The 22,782-nt window shown below is 28.5% G+C and carries 20 protein-coding genes; 19 read left to right on the forward strand and 1 reads right to left on the reverse strand.

The genetic code is table 11. The annotated features are described in order from the left end of the window. Position 1: 1 nt before the first annotated feature. From FIA58_RS10750 to FIA58_RS10775, 6 genes are read left to right on the forward strand one after another with little or no spacing between them, the layout of a single operon-like run. Positions 2 to 643 (forward strand): acetyltransferase, encoded by a 642-nt coding sequence (locus FIA58_RS10750; RefSeq protein WP_140962483.1) that lies wholly within the window; start codon positions 2 to 4, stop codon positions 641 to 643. After that, complete coding sequence (locus FIA58_RS10755) at positions 643 to 1,200, forward strand: sugar transferase (protein ID WP_140962484.1); 558 nt, start codon at positions 643 to 645, stop codon at positions 1,198 to 1,200. The genes FIA58_RS10750 and FIA58_RS10755 overlap by 1 nt, the downstream gene beginning before the upstream one ends. Next, a complete protein-coding gene (locus FIA58_RS10760) occupies positions 1,197 to 2,321 on the forward strand; it encodes a DegT/DnrJ/EryC1/StrS family aminotransferase (RefSeq protein WP_140962485.1) in 1,125 nt (374 codons plus the stop codon). Before FIA58_RS10755 ends, FIA58_RS10760 begins: the two co-directional genes overlap by 4 nt. A gap of 30 nt (positions 2,322 to 2,351) precedes the next feature. Next, positions 2,352 to 4,256: a polysaccharide biosynthesis protein gene (locus FIA58_RS10765; RefSeq protein WP_140962486.1), complete on the forward strand. Its 1,905-nt coding sequence runs from the start codon at positions 2,352 to 2,354 to the stop codon at positions 4,254 to 4,256. Positions 4,257 to 4,298: 42 nt separating this feature from the next. After that, complete coding sequence (locus FIA58_RS10770; RefSeq protein WP_140962487.1) at positions 4,299 to 5,060, forward strand: polysaccharide biosynthesis/export family protein; 762 nt, start codon at positions 4,299 to 4,301, stop codon at positions 5,058 to 5,060. Between the two features lies 1 nt (position 5,061). Further along, positions 5,062 to 7,422, forward strand: coding sequence for a GumC family protein (locus FIA58_RS10775; RefSeq protein ID WP_140962488.1), 2,361 nt, complete (start codon positions 5,062 to 5,064; stop codon positions 7,420 to 7,422). 18 nt (positions 7,423 to 7,440) lie between these two features. Here FIA58_RS10775 and FIA58_RS10780 read toward each other — a convergent pair whose 3' ends face one another. Next, on the reverse strand, positions 7,441 to 8,175 hold the full coding sequence (locus FIA58_RS10780; protein WP_140962623.1) for a tyrosine-protein phosphatase: 735 nt from the start codon (positions 8,173 to 8,175) through the stop codon (positions 7,441 to 7,443). A 159-nt stretch (positions 8,176 to 8,334) separates the two neighbouring features. Between FIA58_RS10780 and FIA58_RS10785 the strand changes: the two genes are divergently transcribed. From FIA58_RS10785 to FIA58_RS10845, 13 genes are all read left to right on the forward strand, one after another. After that, a complete protein-coding gene (locus FIA58_RS10785; protein ID WP_140962489.1) occupies positions 8,335 to 9,207 on the forward strand; it encodes an ABC transporter permease in 873 nt (290 codons plus the stop codon). 69 nt (positions 9,208 to 9,276) lie between these two features. Further along, positions 9,277 to 10,596 (forward strand): ABC transporter ATP-binding protein, encoded by a 1,320-nt coding sequence (locus FIA58_RS10790; protein ID WP_140962490.1) that lies wholly within the window; start codon positions 9,277 to 9,279, stop codon positions 10,594 to 10,596. Further along, complete coding sequence (locus FIA58_RS21735; protein WP_140962491.1) at positions 10,593 to 11,210, forward strand: CatB-related O-acetyltransferase; 618 nt, start codon at positions 10,593 to 10,595, stop codon at positions 11,208 to 11,210. Before FIA58_RS10790 ends, FIA58_RS21735 begins: the two co-directional genes overlap by 4 nt. Further along, positions 11,200 to 11,964, forward strand: a complete 765-nt coding sequence (locus FIA58_RS10800) for a class I SAM-dependent methyltransferase (RefSeq protein ID WP_140962492.1) — start codon at positions 11,200 to 11,202, stop codon at positions 11,962 to 11,964. Before FIA58_RS21735 ends, FIA58_RS10800 begins: the two co-directional genes overlap by 11 nt. Before the next feature lie 6 nt (positions 11,965 to 11,970). Next, the gene (locus tag FIA58_RS10805; RefSeq protein ID WP_140962493.1) at positions 11,971 to 12,990 is read left to right on the forward strand and encodes a glycosyltransferase family 2 protein; all 1,020 of its coding nucleotides are present in this window, start codon (positions 11,971 to 11,973) and stop codon (positions 12,988 to 12,990) included. 23 nt (positions 12,991 to 13,013) lie between these two features. Further along, positions 13,014 to 13,922, forward strand: coding sequence for a class I SAM-dependent methyltransferase (locus FIA58_RS10810; protein ID WP_140962494.1), 909 nt, complete (start codon positions 13,014 to 13,016; stop codon positions 13,920 to 13,922). A gap of 26 nt (positions 13,923 to 13,948) precedes the next feature. Then, positions 13,949 to 15,025: a glycosyltransferase family 4 protein gene (locus FIA58_RS10815; RefSeq protein ID WP_140962495.1), complete on the forward strand. Its 1,077-nt coding sequence runs from the start codon at positions 13,949 to 13,951 to the stop codon at positions 15,023 to 15,025. Further along, positions 15,025 to 16,848 (forward strand): asparagine synthase (glutamine-hydrolyzing), encoded by a 1,824-nt coding sequence (asnB, locus tag FIA58_RS10820; RefSeq protein WP_140962496.1) that lies wholly within the window; start codon positions 15,025 to 15,027, stop codon positions 16,846 to 16,848. The genes FIA58_RS10815 and asnB overlap by 1 nt, the downstream gene beginning before the upstream one ends. Continuing rightward, complete coding sequence (locus tag FIA58_RS10825) at positions 16,845 to 17,957, forward strand: glycosyltransferase (protein ID WP_140962497.1); 1,113 nt, start codon at positions 16,845 to 16,847, stop codon at positions 17,955 to 17,957. The genes asnB and FIA58_RS10825 overlap by 4 nt, the downstream gene beginning before the upstream one ends. Continuing rightward, positions 17,958 to 19,031 (forward strand): acyltransferase family protein, encoded by a 1,074-nt coding sequence (locus FIA58_RS10830; RefSeq protein ID WP_140962498.1) that lies wholly within the window; start codon positions 17,958 to 17,960, stop codon positions 19,029 to 19,031. 1 nt (position 19,032) lies between these two features. Next, positions 19,033 to 20,412, forward strand: a complete 1,380-nt coding sequence (locus FIA58_RS10835; protein ID WP_140962499.1) for an asparagine synthase-related protein — start codon at positions 19,033 to 19,035, stop codon at positions 20,410 to 20,412. Beyond that, positions 20,402 to 21,580, forward strand: a complete 1,179-nt coding sequence (locus FIA58_RS10840; RefSeq protein WP_165928903.1) for a glycosyltransferase family 4 protein — start codon at positions 20,402 to 20,404, stop codon at positions 21,578 to 21,580. Before FIA58_RS10835 ends, FIA58_RS10840 begins: the two co-directional genes overlap by 11 nt. Further along, complete coding sequence (locus tag FIA58_RS10845; protein ID WP_140962501.1) at positions 21,577 to 22,740, forward strand: glycosyltransferase; 1,164 nt, start codon at positions 21,577 to 21,579, stop codon at positions 22,738 to 22,740. The genes FIA58_RS10840 and FIA58_RS10845 overlap by 4 nt, the downstream gene beginning before the upstream one ends. Positions 22,741 to 22,782: the final 42 nt, after the last annotated feature.

Below are 22,782 nucleotides of genomic sequence, written 5' to 3' on the forward strand. Positions count from 1 at the left end.
TATGGAAAATATAGTAATAATTGGCGTTGGAGGATTTGGCAGAGAAGTTAAAGTTCTAATTGATCAAATTAATCAAGTTGAAAATAAATATATTATTCTAGGGTTTTATGATGATGCTGCAACCATGAAAGAAACGTGTAATGGTTTAAAGTATTTAGGAAAAATTGAAATGTTAAATAATGTTTCAGAAAAAACTTCGGTTGCTATAGGCATTGGAGATCCAAAGATAAAAGAAAAAATTATTTCAAAATTAACTAATGAAAATTTAAATTTTCCTACATTAATTCATCCAACTGCACTTTTAGGGGATGATTATATTGAAATAGGAAAGGGAACAATCATTTGTGCAGGTTCTATACTGACTTGCAATATAAAAATTGGCAGTTTTGTGACTTTAAACTTATATTGTACTGTGGGTCATGACACAGAGATTGGTAATTATTCTTCATTTATGCCTTCTGTGAACATATCAGGAGAAGTTTTAATTGGAGAACGTGTTTATGTAGGTACAGGAGCTAAAATTATAAATCAATTAAGTATAGGTGTTAATACGGTAGTTGGTGCAGGTGCTGTAGTTTCACGTTCTTTGCCAGAAAACTGTACAGCTGTTGGAATTCCTGCTAAACCCATAAAGTATCATTAATGCAGTCTTATTATAAAAGAATCTTCGATTTAATTTTAGCTGTGCTAAGTTTAGTATTGTTATCTTGGATTCTCGTGATTTGCATACTAATAGCTTTCATAGATACAAAATCTTTTGGATGGTTTGTTCAAGAGCGTATTGGTCAATTTGGTAAGCCTTTTAAAATTTTTAAAATAAAAACGATGTGTGATAGTACAAAAAAAATATCTTCTTTTGGACGTTTTTTAAGAAAATCTAAAATAGACGAACTACCACAATTACTTAATATTTTATTAGGACAAATGAGCTTTGTAGGACCTAGACCAGACATTCCAGGTTATTATGACCTATTAGAAGGGGAAAATAGAAAAATTTTAGAATTAAAACCAGGTTTAACGTCTGAAGCCTCAATAAAATATGCTAATGAAGAAGAATTACTAAATCAATATGAAAATCCTTTAGAGTATAACGATGCAGTAATTTTTCCTGATAAAGTAAAAATGAATTTAGAATACTACTACAAACAAAGTATTTTAGTAGATTTGCAGCTAATTGTTAAAACAATTTTTAGAGCATGAATCAAGAAAAAATATGGTTGTCATCTCCTCATATGGGAGGCAATGAACAAAAATATATTGAACAAGCTTTCAAAGAGAATTGGATTGCTCCTTTAGGTCCAAATGTTACTGGTTTTGAAGAGGATTTACAAAACTATTTAGGAGAGAACTCGTATGTTTCAGCATTAAGTTCGGGAACAGCTGCTTTGCATTTGGGTCTAATCCAATTAGGTGTGGTTTCAGGTGATGAGGTCATCTGTCAAACGTTTACCTTTTCAGCTTCAGCTAATCCAATTGTTTATCAAGGTGCTATTCCTATTTTTGTTGATAGCGAAGAAGAAACTTGGAACATATGTCCAATAGCTTTGGAAGAAGCTATTCTTGATAGAATTCAAAAAGGGAAAAAGCCTAAAGCAATTATAGCAGTGCACTTGTATGGAATGCCATTTAAGGTAAATGAAGTTTTAGCAGTTGCTAATAAATATGAAATTCCAGTTTTAGAAGATAGTGCAGAATCTTTAGGAAGTACCTATAAAGGGAAAAAATGTGGTACTTTTGGAAGAATATCAATATTATCATTTAATGGGAATAAAATAATAACTACTTCTGGAGGAGGAGCTTTAGTGACTAATTCTCAAAAAGTAAAAGAAAAAACCATTTTTTTAGCGACGCAAGCCAGAGATAATGCTCCTCATTACCAACATTCACATATAGGTTACAATTACAGAATGAGTAATATTTGTGCAGGTATAGGAAGAGGGCAAATGGAGATTCTTGATAATCACATAGGAAAAAGGAGAGAAATGAATCAATTTTATCAATCAATCTTTTCAACTATTGATTCAGTTTCCGTTTTTAATGAACCCAATAATGAATATTATTCAAATCATTGGTTAAGTGCCATTTTATTGTTAAATTACGAGACTAGAGAAGCTTTAAGATTAGCTTTTGAAAAAGTAAATATTGAGACGAGACCTTTGTGGAAACCAATGCATTTACAACCTGTTTTTAAAGATTGTTTGTATTATGGAAATAATATAGCTGAATCACTATTTGAAAAAGGACTTTGTTTACCTTCTGGATCAAATTTAACAACTAGTGATAAAGAAAGAATAGCCACCGTTATTAGGGATTTTTTTTAGTACTTTTGCAATAATTGTTAATATCAATAAATGATAAAATTAAATGAAAAGTTGTTTTCTATAGGTTATCTACCTAGATGGATTATTTTTTGTATAGATGTATTTATTTTACTTGTTGCTAATTTATTAACACACCTTATTTTAATTAGTTTAACACTAGGTCTTTATCAAACAATTTCAGTTTTATATCAATACATATTAGTCCTCCTTGTTAATATTTTGTTTTTTGGAGTCTTTAAAACCTTTTCTGGTATCATTAGGCATTCAACATTTATAGATGCAGTAAAAATATTTTTTGCAAGTTTTTGTTCTTTTTTTGTGTTAAGTATCATAAATTATGGTTGCTTTTTTATTCTTCAAAAGAAAATATTTCTTTTTCCAGGCCTAATCATAAGTTTTATTCTCTCTTTTACTTTTTTGTTTTTTTTTAGGATTATAGTAAAGTTTGCTTTTGAAATTAATGCAACAGATTCTAAAAAGTTAATTAGAACAGTTGTTTATGGTTCAGATGCAAATGCTATTGCAGTAGCAAATGCTGTTAAAACTGAAATTCCATCAAGGTTTAAAATTGTCGCCTTTTTAGATAAATCTAGGCATAATAAGTCTAAAAGTATTTTGGGACTACCTATTTTGTATAAAAATAAAAAGGCATCTGTTTTATTACGTTCATTAAGTGCTAAGACATTAATATTAGCAGAAAAATCACTTACTAAAGAAGAAAAAATAAAAATAGTAGATGATTGTTTAGAAAACAATATTAAAGTGTATGTAGTACCAATTATAACAGATTGGGAAAACGAAAAGGAGATCTCTAAAAAAATTAAGAATTTTGAGATTCAAGATTTATTAGAAAGAAAGCCTATCATATTAGATAATAAAATAATTTCAAAACAGATTTCAAGTAAAACAGTTTTAATAACTGGAGCAGCTGGCTCAATAGGTAGCGAAATAGTTTGGCAGGTTTTGGAATTCAAACCGAAGAGAATACTTATTTTTGATCAAGCAGAATCACCATTGCATAAATTATCGATTGATATTTTAAAGTTTGAAAAAAATATTGAAATTATTCCATTAATCGGAGATATTAGAAACAAAGTAGCTTTAAATAAAGTATTTGTAAAATATAAGCCTAGTATGGTTTATCATGCAGCGGCATATAAACATGTGCCATTAATGGAAGAAAATCCTTCTGAGGCCATTTTTACCAATGTTTTGGGAACAAAAAATTTGGCAGATTTATCTTTAGAAAACAATGTAAGGAAGTTTGTAATGGTTTCAACAGATAAAGCAGTTAATCCAAGTAATGTTATGGGGGCTAGTAAGCGAATTGCTGAAAAATATGTTCAGTCTCTTTATTTTAAATATAAAAATGACGAAAATAAAATAACTAAATTTATTACCACACGTTTCGGAAATGTTTTAGGATCTAATGGTTCTGTTGTACCGCTTTTTTCTGAACAAATTCAAAAAGGAGGACCTGTAACAATAACTCATCCAAAAATTATTCGGTATTTTATGACTATTCCTGAAGCTTGTCAACTTGTTCTTGAAGCGGGTTCTATGGGTAAAGGAGGTGAGATTTTTATTTTTGACATGGGAAAACCAGTTAAGATAATTGATTTGGCTAAGAAGATGATTAAGTTAGCAGGATATGAGCCTTATAAGGATATTGATATAGAGGTAGTTGGTTTGCGACCAGGAGAAAAATTATATGAAGAGTTGCTAAATGATACTTCAAAAACATTACCAACGTATCATGAAAAAATTATGATTTCACAAGAATTTGAAGAGGATTATGATGAGAATTTGATAAAAATTGCAAACTTAATAAAGATAACAAAATGTTCAAATGATTTGGAAATTGTAATTGAAATGAAAAAAATAATTCCTGAATTTAAAAGTATGAACTCTATTTATGAGCGTTTAGATAATTAATTTTTAATTTAACTGATTTATATTTGTAAAAAATAAAAACTAATGAAAGAATTTAAGAAACTTTTCTTTTTAATAACTATACTTTGCTTTTTTTCATGTGCTTCTAAAAAGAATATTGTTTATATACAAAATTCACAAAATTCTGAAACAATAAATTCATACGAACCTCATTTGCAACCAGATGATGTACTTTTAATAATTGTTTCTTCTGAAAATCCAGAAATAGCAGCTCCTTATAATCTAAAATCAATATCATTAGATGATAATCTTGATGAGTCTAAAGGGAATACAAAAATGCAAACCTATATTATAGACATTAATGGAAATATTGAATTTCCAATTTTAGGGTCCATTCATTTAGCAGGTTTAACCAAAACAGAAGCAGTTTTAAAAATTAAAGACGTATTGAAAGAACATGTAAAAGATGCTGTTGTTAATTTAAGAATATTAAATTTTAAAATCTCAGTACTTGGTGAGGTTTCAAAACCAGGTAGCTATAGTGTTAAAAGTGAAAGAATGACAATACTTGAAGGATTGAGTTTAGCAGGAGACTTAACTATTTATGGTAAAAGAAATAACATTTTATTGATTAGAGAGCAAAATGGAAATAAGATAATGGAACGCATAGATATCACAAAGTCAGATTTTATAAATTCACCTTTTTACTATTTATCTCAAAATGATGTTATTTATGTGGAGCCAAATAAAACAAGAGTAAACTCTTCTATAATTGGCCCTAATTTGACTGTAGGTATTTCTGCTTTATCTTTAATAGTAACCATTATCGTTTTAACAACTAGATAAAATGCAAAACTTACATACAACTGAAAGTCAGAATCAGATTAATTTTAATATTAAGGAAGAAATTGAAAAATACCTAAAGCATTGGAAGTGGTTTCTACTTGGTTTGTTTTTGGCTATATTGAGTGCTTTTTTATATTTAAGATATACTATTGCAAGCTATAAAGCTGTTGCTACAATATTAGTTAAAGACGATAGAAAAGGGAATATGGCTTCTGAGCTTTCAGCATTTTCTGATTTAGGCTTAATGTCTAATATAAAAAGTAACGTAGATAATGAGATCGAAGTAGTAAAATCTAGAACTTTAGTAGAGTCAACTATAAAAGAATTAGAACTAAATATTTCTTATCTTACTCAAGGTAGAGTAAAATGGGAAGAATTGTATAAAAAATCACCAGTTAAAATAATTCTTTCTGAAAGTTCAGCTAAATATCTTTCTCAAAATCATTTTTACCGAGTTGAGAAAGCTACTAATTCTACTTTTACTATCTATGATGAATCGGACCTTAAGTTAGGAGTTTTTAAATATGGTGAATATTTTAAAATAGGCAAAGAAAAGTTTATGATTTTGGTTAATAAGCCAGAATATGTAAAAATAAATTATAACATTGGTATTCAGGTTAACCCAATAGGCCAAATTACTGAGAGTTTTAAAAACAGGTTAAGTGTTGCTACAATAAGTAAAAATACAAGTGTTATTGAATTAAGTATCATTGATCCAGTTAAAGAAAAAGCGGAAGATTTTTTAAATGCATTAGTTGAAAATTATAATAAAGACGCTATTGAAGATAAAAAATATATTTCTGAGAACACTTCAAAATTTATTGAACAGCGATTAAGTATTATATCAGATGAGCTTCAAGATGTAGAGAAAAATAAAGAAGTCTTCAAAAAAACTAATAAAATTACAGATGTTGTTTCCGAAGCGAGTTTGTATTTAGAAAATGCAAGTGATTTTGAAAGAATGCAAGTGGAAAATTCAACTCAACTTAGAGTTGTAGAAACGATGATTAATTATGTTAACTCTTCTGATACTGAAGAATTAATACCTGTAAATATTATTACACAGGATCAAGGAGCTAGTGGTTTAATTTCGGAATATAACCAATTGGTTTTACAAAAAAATAAATTATTAAAAACAGCAGGCTCGAAAAATACATTGGTACAAAATTTAGACAATAAAATAAATGCATTAAAAAGTAGTGTGAGTTCTAGTTTGAATCAAGTAAAGTCATCATTATTAATTAAGAAGAATGATTTAGCAAGACAAAATGCTATTTTGAGTGGTAAAATTTCTCAAATTCCTTCTCAAGAAAGAAGTTCTAGAGATATTGATAGGAAACAAAATATTAAAGAATCTTTATATTTATATCTTTTACAAAAAAGGGAAGAAACTGCTATTTCCTTAGCAGTTACTGCACCAAATGCTAAAGTAATAGATGCTGCAAAAGCGGCTAAAAGTCCTGTTTCTCCAAATCGAAGAATGATTTATTTAGGGGCTTTGTTATTAGGAGTTTTGATTCCTTTTGGAATTTTATATTTGATAGACTTATTTGATACTAAAATAAAATCGAGAGTAGATTTAGAAAGAAATACTACAATTCCATTTTTAGGTGAAATCCCAAAATTAGAGACAGGTCAACTGATAATTGATAGCACAAGTCGTACTAGTACAGCTGAAGCTATTAGAATAGTAAGAACAAACCTAGAATTTTTATTGACAAATGTGCCAGAAGAAGAAGCAAAAGTGATCTTTTTAACATCTACTTATCCTAAAGAAGGGAAGACTTTTATTTCTGTAAATTTGGCATCTACTATTGCTTTGTCAGAAAAGAGAGTTTTATTAGTAGGTCTGGATATACGTAATCCAAGATTAGATGAATATTTAAAGTTAGAATCTAGAGGAGTTACAAATTATTTGTCATCAAAAGAGTCTAATGGTTTACAAAAATATATAACCAAGGTTGAAGGGTTTTCTAATCTAAATGTACTTCCAGCTGGAATTATTCCACCTAATCCAGCAGAGTTATTGATGAGTAAAAAAGTAGGAGATATGTTTGCCGAACTAAAAAAGGAGTTCGACTATATTATTGTTGACACTGCTCCAGTAAGTTTGGTTACAGATACTTTGTTAATTGCTAAATATGCTGATGCCTTTATATATGTAACAAGAGCTAATTTCCTAGATAAGAGAATGCTAGAATTGCCTGAGCGATTATATAATGAGAAGAAACTCCCAAACATGTCTATCCTTATTAATGATACAGAAATTAAAACAGGTTATGGATATGGATACGGCTATGGTTATGGACAAACGGTTGAAAAAAAGCCTTGGTATTCTTTTTTAAACGTTTTTAAAAGATAGTATATACCAAAAGTAAGTTTATAGGAAGAAGTTATTATTTTGAATGGCTATTTCCAATTTGTCTAATGATTTGATTATTGTTTTGTCTTTAAAGGATAAAATATGATTTTTATGATGAATATCTGAGCCTACAAAATCCATCATGTCTTTAGATAAAAGCTTTTCAGCAGCGTTACAAACCTCTTTTCCGTAATATCCTACACTGGACAATAAATTCATTTGAAAAAGACAGCCTACTTTTTTGAGTTTTTCATATTCTTTGGAATTGTTATGAAAAAAAGTATATCGTTCTGGATGTGCTAAAACAGGTTGATAGCCTTTTAACTGCAATTCAAAAAGTATGTCATAAAGCTGAATAGGTGCATTTAAATAGGACATTTCAACTAATACGTAATTTTCTTTTAGTGTTAATAGCTCTTCATTTTGAAAACGTTTTAGGAAATGATCATCCATAAAGTACTCAGAAGCACAATTTAATTTAAGTCTATTGCTTTCAGCAGGTAGTTCTTTCTCTACTTTTACTTTTGTAACTTGAATACTGTCTTTAGAGTTATCCCAAACCGTGTTCATAGTATGTGGAGTAGCAATTGCTTTTTTAAATCCGAAATCTAGCATTTGATTCATTAAGTATTCTGAATCATTTATAGTTTTTGCTCCATCATCGATTCCTGGTAAAATATGAGAATGAATATCTACATAAGTATCAGGTATAAGTTCGTGTAACTTTGGTTTTGATTTAAATAAAGAGAACATAATAGCAATTTTCTTTGCAAATATAGGAATAGTTTGTTTAGAGTCTTCTTGAAATAACTTCAATTGTAAAATTTCATAAAATTTACTTTTAATTAAAATTATTTGTTCCTTGCTTAAAATAGTTTATTTTTGGGCTTATTCCAATGAACTCCCTCTGCTATGAATAACTCTGAGCCTATTAATGAAGAATGGTTGTTTGAAATAAAACCTAAAAATAACTTCTTCTCGCTTAACTTAAAAGAAGTTTGGCGGTATAGAGATTTATTGCTATTGTTTGTGAAACGCGATATCGTTACCGTTTATAAACAAACCATTTTAGGCCCGCTTTGGTATTTGTTGCAACCACTTTTTACAGCTATTATTTTTACTATTATTTTTAATAATGTTGCAGGAATTAAGACAGGAGGTGTCCCTTCTTTATTATTTAATCTTGCAGGTGTAATCATTTGGAATTATTTTGCAACTTGTTTAAATGAAACTTCTGATACTTTTAAAAAGAATGCATCCATTTTTGGGAAAGTGTATTTTCCAAGAGTTATTATGCCCATGTCGATAGTGATTACCAATTTAGTTAAATTAGGTATTCAATTATTGATTTTTATAGGCTTCTATATTTACTATGTTGCAATTGATAAATTTGCATTTCAACTCGACAATAAAATAATTTTATTTCCTTTCTTAATAGTTATTATGGGGTTTCTAGGATTAGGATTAGGAATGATTATTTCTTCATTGGTTACTAAATATCGTGATTTAACTTTTCTAGTAACATTTGGAGTGCAATTATTAATGTATGTGTCTGCTGTTATGTATCCTATGGATTTAATAAAAGAAAAGTTACCCCAATTTGGTTGGTTGATAGAATATAATCCTTTGGCTTATGTAATTGAAACGTCTCGATGCATTTTATTAAATGTTGGGGAATTATCTGTTAAAGGATTACTATATACTTTAGTGTTTACTATAGTCGTTTTTCTTTTTGGATTGGTTATCTTTAATCAAACAGAGAAAAAGTTTATTGATACGGTTTAGAGAAAAGGAGAAATAGGAAATAGACTAATGAAAATATAATTAATCTTGTTTCAATACTAATTAAAAGGAATGAGTAAAAAAAGAATCATATTAAAGGCTGAAAATATATCTAAGCAGTATCGTTTAGGTACTGTTGGTACTGGTACAATTAGCCATGACTTGAATCGTTTTTGGTATAGAATAAGAGGAAAAGAAGATCCTTATTTAAAAGTGGGCGAATCCAATGATAGAAGTACTAAAGGTACAAGTGAGTATGTTTGGGCTTTACAAGATATTAATTTTGAAGTGGAAGCAGGAGAAGTTTTAGGAATTATAGGTAAAAATGGTGCAGGAAAATCTACATTACTTAAAATCTTATCTAAAGTTACTGCACCAACTACTGGAGTTATCAAATCTAGAGGTAGGATTGCTTCTTTACTAGAAGTAGGTACTGGTTTTAACCCTGAATTAACAGGAAGAGAAAATATTTATTTGAATGGTGCCATTCTAGGAATGACTAAAAAAGAAATAACATCTAAATTAGATGAAATAATAGAATTTAGTGGTTGCCAACGTTATATTGATACTCCAACAAAGCGTTATAGTAGCGGAATGACAGTTCGGTTGGCTTTTGCAGTTGCGGCTTTTTTAGAACCTGAAATATTAGTAGTGGATGAGGTTTTAGCGGTCGGTGATGCTGAATTCCAAAAAAAGGCAATTGGTAAAATGCAAGATATTTCACGAGAAGAGGGAAGAACTGTTTTGTTTGTGAGTCATGATATGGATGCCATTTTAAAATTAACTAAGAAAGCTATTGTCTTAGAGAATGGAAGTGTAGTTTTTAAAGGTAATAGTGATGAAGCAGTAAGGAAATATATTACTTCAAAAAATGCCATTAAAACAATACAGTCTTGGGAAACAATTGATAGTGCACCTGGAAATCAATATGCAAAGTTAAAAAACATACAAGTTCTAAACTCTAAGGGTAAAGCAAATTATGATTTTGATGTTTCTGAAGAAATCTCAATAGCTATTGATTATTGGGATTTTAATGCTGAAAATAAAAATACAGCCATCATTCAGATTTTTAATGATTACGACGTCTTGTTGTTTTCATCTAATGAATTTAATGCTCCCGAATGGGAAAGATTTCATGATGGTAAAGAATCTATAATAAATACGGTATGTAAAATTCCATCAAACTTTTTGGCTGAGGGTAAATATACAGTGCTAGTAGCAGTTGGTAATTATAATCCTAATAGAATTCATTTGAAAATTGAAAATGCACTTACTTTTTCTATTAGAGACAATTTTTTGGAGGGTGTTGTTACTGTTAAGAAAAATATTGGAGGCAATTGGCCAGGAATAATTAGGCCACTCTTAAAATGGGAAGTCACAAAAGAAATATGAAAAAACTTAAAAAGATACTAAAACTACTATTAGGAATTAAAAAGGAAGAAAAGAATAAAATTCCCTTTTTTCTTTCAGAAAGAAAAGAATTTGAAAAATATTCAATTGGAGTAGGAACATATGGAGTACCAAAAGTTTTAGATTGGAAAGATAATACTAATCTTATAATTGGGAATTATTGTTCCATTGCTTCTAACGTAACCATTCTTTTAGGTGGGGAACATCAAAGCGAATGGATAACTACTTATCCTTTTAAAACCATTTCTAGTTTTGATATTAGCATTGATTATAAAGAACACAAATCTAAAGGGAATGTAAGTATAGGGAATGATGTTTGGATTGGGACAAACGCGACAATTCTTTCTGGAGTTACAGTTGGTAATGGTGCTATAATAGGAGCTGGAAGTGTTGTAACGAAAGATGTTCCTGATTATGCTATTGTAGGAGGAAATCCTGCTAAAATAATTAGGTTTAGATTTGAAAAGGAAGTCATTGATAAATTACTAGCAATAGCATGGTGGAATTGGGATACCCAAAAAATTAATACTAATTTAGAAATTCTTTGTTCTGGAAATATTGATCAATTGCTTACAATTACTGAAAATGAAATATAAATTAAAAAAAATAAAGGCTATTTATCAATTAGGAAAAGATACAATGAGTAATTCTTTTCATATTGATGCTCTAAATAAAAATATTTTAGAAAAGAAAAAAGGACCTATACGTACAGATGTAATTAATTATTTAGTCAAACAGTTTGATAGAGATATACATTATTTGGAAATAGGTGTAAGGTATCCTGAACACAATTTTAATAAAATAAATGCTACATATAAATATAGTGTTGACCCAGGTGTAGAGAATCAAGAAAATCCTGTGGAATTTAAATTAACGAGTGATGCGTTTTTTAAAAGCATAAGAGAAGGTCAAATTTTAAATAGTACTATTAAATTTGATATTATTTTTATTGATGGACTTCATCTAGCAGATCAAGTAGAAAAAGATATTATAAATTCTTTAGAATTTTTAAATGATGATGGCTTTGTCATATTACATGATTGTAATCCTCCAACGGAGTTTCATGCAAGAGAATCATATAATTATTTTTTATCACCTGCAAAAGGTGCATGGAATGGAACAACTTGGAAAGCCTTTTTTAAGTTCAGATTAGTAAAAGAATATTATTCTTGTTGTATTGATTCCGATTGGGGAATTGGTATAATTTCTAAAAAAATAAATTTAGGAGTATCCTCAAAAATACACAATCCTTATTTTGAATATCAGATTTTTAACGATACTAGAAAAGAATCTTTGAATTTAATGTCTTTTGAGGAGTTTCAAGCAAAAGTAGAGACTAAAAGTAATTAAATAAAAATGATAGCAGTCTCAGTTATTATCCCTAATTACAATCACGAAAAATTTCTTAAAGAAAGGATTGATAGTGTTTTAAGTCAAACTTTTCAGGATTTTGAAATTATAATTTTTGACGATGCCTCTACTGATGCTAGTCTAGCTATTTTAAATAGTTATAAGGATAGTACTAAAATAAGTCATTTTATTATTAATGAAACCAATAGTGGATCACCTTTTAAACAATGGAATAAAGGATTAAAACTAGCTAAAGGAAAATATATTTGGATTGCTGAAACTGATGATTTTGCTGATGATTTGTTTTTAGAAAAAACAGTTGCTGCAATTGAAAAAACAAAGAATGTAGTTTTAACTTATACGGACTCTAAAATAATTGATGAAAAAGGGAACTATTTAGGAGCATTTAGTAGTCGTAAAAATGAAGCTTTTAAAACAGAGAAATGGAGTCATTCCTATTTAAATAATGGTTTAGATGAAACTTTAGATTTTTTGTTATATAAAGTCACTATTAATAATATTAGTGCTGTATTGTTTAAAAAACATTTTTTTCAAAACATTGATTTTCAAAAATTAGAAGGCTTTAAAAATGCAGGTGATTTATTCACTTATATCTCGATGATATTGCAAGGAAATATTTGCTATATTCCATTACCTTTAAATCATTATAGAGAACATACCCATAACATAACTAAGAAAAACATTAAAAACGGACTCATTTATAAAGAAAGATTAATGTGTTTTGACTTTGTTTTGGATTATTTAAATGAAAATGATTTGTCTAAAAGAGAAAAAGAAAGACTAAAAAAGGTGCTCACTTATTTTATGCATAAGAATATATTCAATTTACTAGAATTTAATTATAAAAAGGAATTGAATTCATTTATCTTAAAATGTAAAAAACAGGACTTTATTACTAGTTTTCAATATAATTGGTATATTGTTGCTTCTAAATTATATCATTTTAAAAGTAATACATCTAAAGGTTTATCTAGAAGAATTATAAAAAAAATAGTCTTTAATTAATGACTATTTATCAAATAGACGATATGAAAAATAAAATAAAATCAATATTAAATAAACTTCCCTATATAAAAGGGTTATATCTTGAAAATGTAAAATTAAAAAAGAATTCACGTTATGAATCTGGTCATTATTTCTCGCCAATAATTTCAATTGATGAAATTAAAGAAAGAGAAAATAAAATCTGGAAAGGAGTGAGTACAGACGGAATTAATGGTATTGATTTAAGATTAAATAGTCAAAAAGACTTGGTTTCAAATTTTATTCAATTTTATAATGAGATTCCATTTGATACACATAAAAAGGAAGACAAAAGGTATTATTTTGAAAATGGATTGTATTCTTATACAGATGCCATAACCTTATATTCAATGATTAGGTATTTAAAACCTAAACAAATTATAGAAGTTGGTTCTGGTTTTTCTTCCTCAGTAATGTTAGATACCAATCAGTTATTTTTTAATAATGAAATTAACCTTACATTTATAGAGCCTTATCCTGAAAGATTATACAAATTACTTAAAGAAGAAGATAAAAAAACAACAAAAATAATTGTTGATTTTGTACAAAACATTGATGTTTCAGTTTTTGAACAGTTAAATGAAGGAGATATATTATTTATAGATAGTTCCCATGTTGTTAAAACAGGAAGTGATGTGCATTTCGTTTTATTTGAGATTTTGCCTAAACTTAAAAAAGGAGTTTATGTTCATTTTCATGATATATTTTATCCATTTGAATATCCTAAAAAATGGGTGTATGAAGGTAAAAACTGGAATGAAGATTATTTTTTAAAAGCTTTTTTGATGTATAACAATGAGTTTGAAATAGAATTGTTTTCTCACTATCTACATACACATCATAAAGACGTTTTTACACAAATGCCACTTTGTTATAAAAATGAAGGAGGAAATCTTTGGATAAGAAGAAAATAGAAATTATTTAATAAGCTGTTTGTCGTATGAAAATATTGTATGTATATGAGAAAATGCCGAGTACTTATCAACAGTATCTTTTAAATTTATTACAAATTGTAAAATCATCATTAGCTATAAAGACTTTGGCTTATGAAGAAGATAGTAGCGCAGATTACATAATCAAAACCTATGGATTTAAAGATTATATTCAAAGAATTCTGTTCCAATTAAAAGTGTCAAAATATAAAGCCTTAGATGCTATAGTATTTGATAAATTTGACATTATACATTTACAACATAGCTTCTTGTTTAATAAAATAATACCTTTACTACAGCACCCAAAAACTAGTAAAATAGTTATTACACTAAGAGGAGGAGATACCTACATAAAACCTTGGATAGATAAAAGATGGAAAGACTTTTACAGTAAATATGGTAATTTAGTAGATGCTTATATTACTGTAAGTCAAAATCAAAAAGAGTATTTGCTAAAGTGGGGTATTTCTGAAAATAAGATACATGTTATTCCTGTTTCATTTGGTTTGGAATCAAAGGCAAAACCAAAATATCCAAACCCTAATAAATTACATTTAGTATCAGCATTTAGAATGACATGGGAAAAAAATATTGAAGGTAGTATAAAATTTGCAAAATTATTAAAAGACAGAGGTATTGATTTTCAATATGACATATATGGTAATGGTAATGATTTAGGACAATTATATTATTTAGTAGATAAATATGATTTAACAGATGTTATTTCTATAAAAGGCAAAATAGACAATGATTTGTTAAAAAAAGAACTAGTAAGGTATGATTTCTTTGTGCAATTAAGTGTTTCAGAAGCATTGTCAGTTAGTGTTTTAGAAGCGCAAGCAGTTGGGTTACCATGTATTATTTCTAATGCAGGAGGTTTACCAGAAGCTGTAATAAAAGACAAGACAGCTATAGTTTACGACTATAATGAAATTAATAAAATGATTGATAAATGCCTAGAAGTTTGGAATGATAGAGAGCGCTATTTTTTATATTCTACAAATGCAATTGAATATGTAAATACTAATTTTACGTTAAGGCATGAAGAGGAAAAGTTAACAGAATTATATAAATCTTTACTATAATGTGTGGATTTTTAATTGAATATAGTCCGAGACCATTACTTGAAAAAAAGGATTTTCTTACTTTATTAGAAATTTCAAAAAAAAGAGGGCCAGACTATCAGGGCTATTGGTCAAATAATAGTACGGTTCAATTTGGTTTTAATCGACTCGCAATTGTTGATTTATCAGAAGCAGGTAATCAACCAATGCATAGTTTTAATGGCCGTTTTACAGTAGTTTTTAATGGTGAAATTTACAATCATAAAGAGCTAAGAAATAAATTAGAGTATATAAATTTTAGAGGAAACAGCGATACCGAAACTATTACAGCTTGTTTAGAAGAATGGGGTGTTTTAAAAACCGTAAAGGAACTAGATGGAATGTTTGCGCTATCTATATATGATCATTTAACAAAAGAATTGACTTTAGTTAGGGATTTTGCAGGAATTAAACCCTTGTTTTATGGATATTCCAATGGTAAATTAATTGCAGCTAGCCAATATGATCAAATAATACAGCATAAAGAATTTAAAAACAAATCCATAAACCCTCAAGTTTTAAAACTTTATCTCCAACAACATTTCATGCCTGCTCCATTTGGATTATATGAGGACACTTTTCAAGTTTTGCCAGGAGAAATGATAACTTTTAATTTAGAAGGTAAAAAAACACATCATAGATATTGGGAGATGCCTTCAAAATCAGAGTGTTCTATTACGTCGGAAAAAGAAGCACAATTTCTAGTGGAAGAAACTTTGAATTCTTGTGTACAAGATCAATTGCTAGCGGATGTTTCTTTAGGTGCTTTTTTATCAGGAGGTGTAGATTCTCCTTTAATTTGTTCTTTTGCAAAAAAATACAAGAATGATTTAAGTGTTTTTTCTATTGGGTCAGATAGTAAAATTCATGATGAATCAGAGCGAGCAAGGCAATTTGCAGAAGCATTAGAACTTGAGCAAGAAATTTGGAACTTAACAGCAAAAGAGACATTGCAGTATTGGAATGAAGCTACTTCAGCTTTGCATGAGCCTTTGGCAGATTTTAGTATTTTACCCACTTATTTAGTATCTAAATTAGCAAAAAAAAATGTTACTGTAGCCTTGAGTGGTGATGGAGGAGATGAGTTATTCTTTGGTTATGAACGTTTTTGGAGTATTGGTAAAAATATAAAATATCAAAATTATCCACCCTTAATTCGAAAAGCAGTTTACGGCTTTGATAAGTATACAACAGGGAATAAAAGAATTAACGATGTGGTTTTAAGTTCGAAACAATCTCTTGCTCATGAAAATTTACATTCTAGATTTAGACCCAATTGGCTAAATGCAATTGCTCCAGAATTAATAGATACCAATTTACCTCATGAATGGAGTGTTTATAACTATTCCAATGAATATGATGAAAGAGGATTGCTAGGTAAATTAAGAAAAGCAGAATTTTATGGAATGATGCAAAAAACGCTCCGAAAAGTAGATTTGGCAAGTATGGAAAATAGTTTAGAAGTGAGAGTGCCTTTTCTTCAGAAAAAAATGATTGAAGCAAGTTTGCAAATTGATCCTATGTTAAGTTATGGAAATGGTAAACAAAAACAACTGCTTAAAAGTATTTTAAATAAGAGAGTGCCAGCTGTTCCAGAAGAACAAGTTAAAAAAGGATTTTCAGTTCCTTTATCAAAATGGATAAAAGAAGACTTAAAAGAAGAGTTTTCAAGTAAACTATTAGATACAGATTTTAGTACATTTGGCTTTGATAAAAAACAAATTGAAAAACTATTAAGTACACATATTAATGGAGAACAAGATCTAAAATGGCCTTTATTCACTTTATATGCTTTGGCTAAATGAGAAAAATAAGAGTTCTATATACAATTCCTAATTTTGATACTGCAGGTAGTGGAAAAGCATTACTAAATATAGCATTGCGTTTAAATCAAGCGCTTTTTGAGCCTCATATTTTATGTTTAAATACTAAAGGTGATTTTTTTAAAGTGGTACAACAAAGTGGTATTCCTGTCCATGTTTTTAATTATTTAGCCAAAGAGCGTCCGCTTTCTAATATGGTATTTGAGACTTGGAAAATTTCAAGAAAGCTAAAAGAAATAGATCCAGATATTATTCATAGTTTTAATTATAGTTCTAATTATACAGAAGCTTTAGCTGCAAAGTTTGCTGGAATAGCATGGACTTTTACAAAAAAGAATATGAGTTGGGGCGGAAGTTCAAAAAATAGCTGGAAGTTACGTTCTTTTTTAGCCCAAAAAATAATTGTTCAAAACAAGGATATGATAAAGCAATTTTATCCTAATTCTACTAAAACAGAATTAATTCCTAGAGGAGTTTCAACTGAAAAATTTAAAAGCTCACTGCCTGATTTTAAAATTAAAGAGCAAATGAATACTAATGAAAATCAAAGAGTTTTAATTTGTGTTGCTAATTTTGTTCCCGTAAAAGGTATAGAAATTTTAATTGATGCTTTTGATAAAATAAATATTAATTTTCCAGATTGGGTGTTGTGGTTAGTGGGAGATGATAAAAATGATTATGGTAAATTGTTAAGAGAAAAAGTTAACAACTTAGGCCTATCAGATAAAATTATTTTTTCTGGAAAACAATTGGATGTTAAATCATATCTTAATCATGCTGAATTATTTGTTTTACCTACATTAGCAAAAGGAGAAGGTTCACCCGTAGCTTTATTAGAAGCCATGGCAAATGGCAAAGTAGTTATTGGTTCAAAAGTTTCAGGAATTAGTGATCAATTAGAAAATTATTCTTCACATTTATTTACTCCAAAAGACAGTGTTGAATTGGCTGAAAAATTGAATCATTTTATGAATATGGGAATAGATGATTTGACTAAAATTGGGTTACAGTTTTTTAAATTAGTAAATGAAAATTATTCCATTAAAGTTGAGGTTGAAAGTCATGAAAAATTCTATAAATCATTAGTCTAATTGGGGAAAATATTAAATAACAGAATTCCTTCCTTAGATGGATTGAGAGCAATTTCCATTTTAATGGTTGTTTTTGGTCATGCTTTTAAAGGCTATTTTAAACTAATAGATATTGCTAATTTAGGTGTAAGAATATTTTTTATAATATCTGCTTATTTGATTGTAAGTATTTTGTATAGAGATGTAAATGCAAACAAATTTTCTATTAAGACATTTTATTTTAAAAGAGTAATAAGAACTTTTCCTGCTTTTTATGTTTATCTTATTGTTGTTGTTATTGTGCTCATGTATTTTAAAATGTTTCAATGGGAACAGTTTTGGAGAGCACCCGTTTATTTAGAGAATTATCATCCTCGATCACTTTGGAATAGTAATCAATGGTTTGTAGGTCATACTTGGTCTTTAGCTGTTGAAGAGCAATTTTATATTCTCATCGCTTTAATGTTTATGTTCTACAATAAAAAAGTAATAAATTACAGTCAATTATTAAAAATATTCTTAGCGATTATAATAATAATACCTTTGATTAGAGTGAGTTATTTGTATTTTAAAATAATTCCTGATGTGTTTAGAGGTTCTTTGCATCGTTCATTTGAAACTGTGGCAGATTCATTGGCAATGGGAGGAATTCTTGCATTAATTACCAAAGAAAAGGTAGTTAAAATGAAGGTATTTATTTATCTGAAGGATAAAATATTTATTTTAGTTCTGATGTTGTTGTTTTTTCAAATGTTCAATTCTTCAGTATTAGTAAAAATTTTTGGACTTAGTATACGGTATTTTTATAATTTTATAGGATTAACAATAATAAATTGTCTAATTGTATTATTAATTTTTATATTAATTAATAAAGATAAAACAAGTAAAGTTTTCCTCCTTTTGAACACTCCTATAATGAAAACAATTGGTCTATGGAGTTATTCTATATACCTTTGGCAACAAATGTGGTTATATTCTTGGGATATTCCTTTGTGTTTTAAATTTACAGGGATATTAGTTTCTTCTGTTGTTTCTTATTATTTAATAGAAAAAAAGTTTTTATTTTGGAGGGACACCTATTTAAAAAAGAAGTAAAATGAATTTGAAAACACCAATTATTCCAAATAAGTTACTCTTTCTTGGAGAGAGAAAAAAACTTCACTATGAAGCTATTTGTGTTTTTGCGGCTACTGGTTTTTTTTTAGAAGATGATACTTATTATAAAGAGCAAAAAGTTTTAAAACCAGCTACTTCTTATTCCATTGAAGAAAATAGAATAGTTACCGAAGATGCTTATTTCAAATGGCATTATTCTCCCGTAGAAAGACCACTCGAACAAATAGTCCAAGAATTCGCTACACTTTTTGAAACTATAATCAAAGAACAAGTTCTAGATAAAACAGTCATTTTGCCACTTTCTGGAGGTTTGGATAGTCGAACACAAGCAGCTGCATTATATCATTTAGGCAATAAAGTAAATTCTTATAGCTATGAGTTTCAAAACGGACACAACGAAACACATTATAGTGAAAAAATCGCTAAAGCTTGTAATTTTTCCTTTCAAAAATGGCAAGTTACAGCAGGTTATTTATGGGATGCAATTGAAGATTTAGCTAAAATTAATCAATGTTATTCTGAATTTACTCATCCTAGACAAATGGCTTTTATTGACAAATATGCTACTATGGGCGATGTTTTTAGTTTAGGCCATTGGGGTGATGTTTTGTTTGATGATATGCAAGTGGCTGATGATTTATCCAATGAAGAACAAGTTACAATTCTACTTAAAAAAGTAGTTAAAAAAGGAGGTTTAGAATTAGCAAATAATCTGTGGAAATCATGGAGTTTAGAAGGGGAATTTGAGGATTATTTAAAGAATAGAATAAGAGTTTTACTCGGAGAAATTAATATTACTTCTAACGCTAATGCACAAATAAGGGCTTTTAAAAGTTTATATTGGGCACCGAGATGGACCAGTACTAATTTATCCGTCTTTGAATCTGTTAAACCTATTTCCCTGCCTTATTATGATAATAGAATGTGCGAATTTATTTGTACTATTCCTGAAAAATATTTAGCAGGTAGACAAATTCAAATTGAATATTTAAAATTAAGAATGCCAGCTTTGGCTAAAATAACTTGGCAAGATCATAGACCATTTAATTTGTATCATTATAAATATAATAAATTTCCCTATAATTTTCCATATCGCGTATTTGATAAATTAAAACGTGTTGTTTCAAATAAAAAATTCATTCAAAGGAACTGGGAACTTCAGTTTTTAGGTAAAGAAAATGAGAAAGAACTAGAGAAATGGTTGTTTGAAAATGATTGTTTCAAAGAATTAATTAATGAAGAGTTATTGAAAGGTTTTTATTTAGATTTCAATCAAAAAGAGGCAGTTTATTATTCTCATGCTGTTAGTATGTTGTTAACACTATCCTTATTCACGAAGCAAAATGACTATGAAAAGTAAAACGATAGCTATTTATTCAGGTGAAATACCATCGACTACTTTTATTGAGCGCTTGATAGTTGGTTTGTGTTCAACAGGTAGTACAATTTATCTTTTCGGAAAGCAAAAAAAGAAAATTAGCTATGCAAAAAATGTTCAATTAGTTACTTATTCTAATAGGTTTAGTAAGGTGGTCGTTTTACTTAAATATGCAGTTTTACTTTCCTTTTTTAAGCCAAAAGAAAAGCATAAATTAGATCAGATTATTACTTCGCAAAAAGGAGATAAGCAAATAAAAAAGTTAAAATATTATCCAGTTTTGTATCATAAACCAGATATTTTTCATTTGCAATGGGCAAAGGGAGTTGAAGACTGGCTTTGGGTTAAAGAGTTCGGAATTAAGTTTGTTTTAAGTTTAAGAGGAACTCATATATCTATTAGTCCAATTGGTGATGCGGCCTTAAAACAAAAATATCAAGCTAATTTTCTTAAAGTGGATGGTTTTCATGGTGTTTCTAAAGCCATTATTGATGAAGCAAGCATTTATGAGGCTAATCTAAAAAATGCTACTGTAATTTATAGTGGATTAGATGTAGAAAAGTTGATTTTTAAACCCAAAACAAAGATTAATTCGGAACTTAAAATACTGTCCATTGGACGTTCCCATTGGGTAAAAGGGTATGCTTATGCTTTAGATGCTTTTTCTTATTTAAAACAAGAAGGGGTTGATTTTCATTATACTATTGTTGGATTAGGAAATGATGAAGAGTTGCTTTTTCAAAGAAATCAATTGGATTTAGAAACAGTTGTTACTTTTTGTAAAAGTATCCCTTTTAATCAAATAGTAGATAAAATTCAGAATGCAGATATTTTATTATTGCCTAGTTTAGAAGAGGGAATTGCTAATGTAGTTTTAGAAGCAATGGCCCTTGGAACTTTAGTAATTTCTACAGATTGTGGTGGAATGCAAGAGGTAGTAAAAGATGGAGAAAATGGATATGTTGTTCCTGTAAGAAGTGCTAGAGCAATAGCAGATACTATTTTAGAAGTTAGGAAATTAACTTTAGCTGATTATAATGAAATGACTAAAAAAGCAAGACTAACTGTAGAGAAACAACATTCTAATAAAAAAATGATTAGCGATTTTAATTCGTTTTATGATATCGTTTTAAACAAGGAACTATCATGAAAATAGGTTTAGTGCTTCCTTCTGTTCCGGCATATTCAGAAACTTTTTTTACTAGTAAAATTAAAGGTCTGCAAGCTAATGGCCTTGAGGTAGTGCTGTTTGTAAACCATTTTTCTAGTAAAACTTCATTGCACTGTAATGTCGTTTCATCTCCTAAGTTTTCAAAGAATAAACTGAAAAATAGTTTTATCAGCTTACACTGTTTTTTAAAAGCCCTTTTTTTGGGTTATGCTAGTACTAGAAAACTTTATTTATTAGATAAAAAAGATAATTTGTCTTTTGCTAAAAGAATTAAGAGTATAGTTATAAATAGTCATATTTTAACCCAAAAGCTAGATTGGTTGCACTTTGGATTTGGTACAATGGCTATTAATAGAGAGAATGTGGCTGAAGCTATAGGAGCAAAAATGGGTGTTAGTTTTAGAGGTTTTGATCATTATGTCTATCCCTTAAAGAATGTGGGTTGTTATAAAATATTGTTTTCAAAAAAAGTAAAGTATCATGTTCTTTCTGAGGGAATGAAAAGTGATTTAATGAATCAATTAATTCCTGAAGAAAATATAATTAAAATTACACCTGCTATTGATACCAATCTGTTCTTTAATGAAAATAGTTTTGAGAATATGCCTACTTTTTTAACTGTAGCTCGGTTGCATTGGATCAAAGGCTTGGATTACATACTTGAAGCATTTTCAATTCTGAATAAAAGAGGGTTTGATTTTCAATATAAAATTATTGGTGATGGTGCGGAAAAAGAAAGATTACAATTTTTAGTGCATCAATTGGAATTAAATAATAAGGTTCATTTTTTAGGTAAATTAGAACAGGATGAGGTAAAGCAGGAATTGTTAAAAACATCTTATTATATTCAATATAGTCATCAAGAAGGGTTTTGTAATGCTGTTTTAGAAGCACAAGCTATGGGTAAAGTTTGTATAGTAAGTGATGCTGATGGTTTGATTGAAAATGTTTTAGATAAAAAAACAGGTTTTGTTGTTCCTAAAAGAAATCCAGAAGCTTTAGCCAATAAAATAGAAGCTGTTTTTAATTTAAATAGAGATGTAAAAGAATTTTTAATAGAAAAAGCAGTAGAAAGAATAAAATCTAATTTTACATTTGAAAAGCAAATAAATCAATTTATGGATTTTTATACTAAGTAATACAATTGAATATATATATTGCCCATAAAAATATTCCAATTC

Origin of the sequence: Flavobacterium jejuense (assembly GCF_006491595.2) — a bacterium.
GTDB classification, from domain to species: domain Bacteria; phylum Bacteroidota; class Bacteroidia; order Flavobacteriales; family Flavobacteriaceae; genus Flavobacterium; species Flavobacterium jejuense.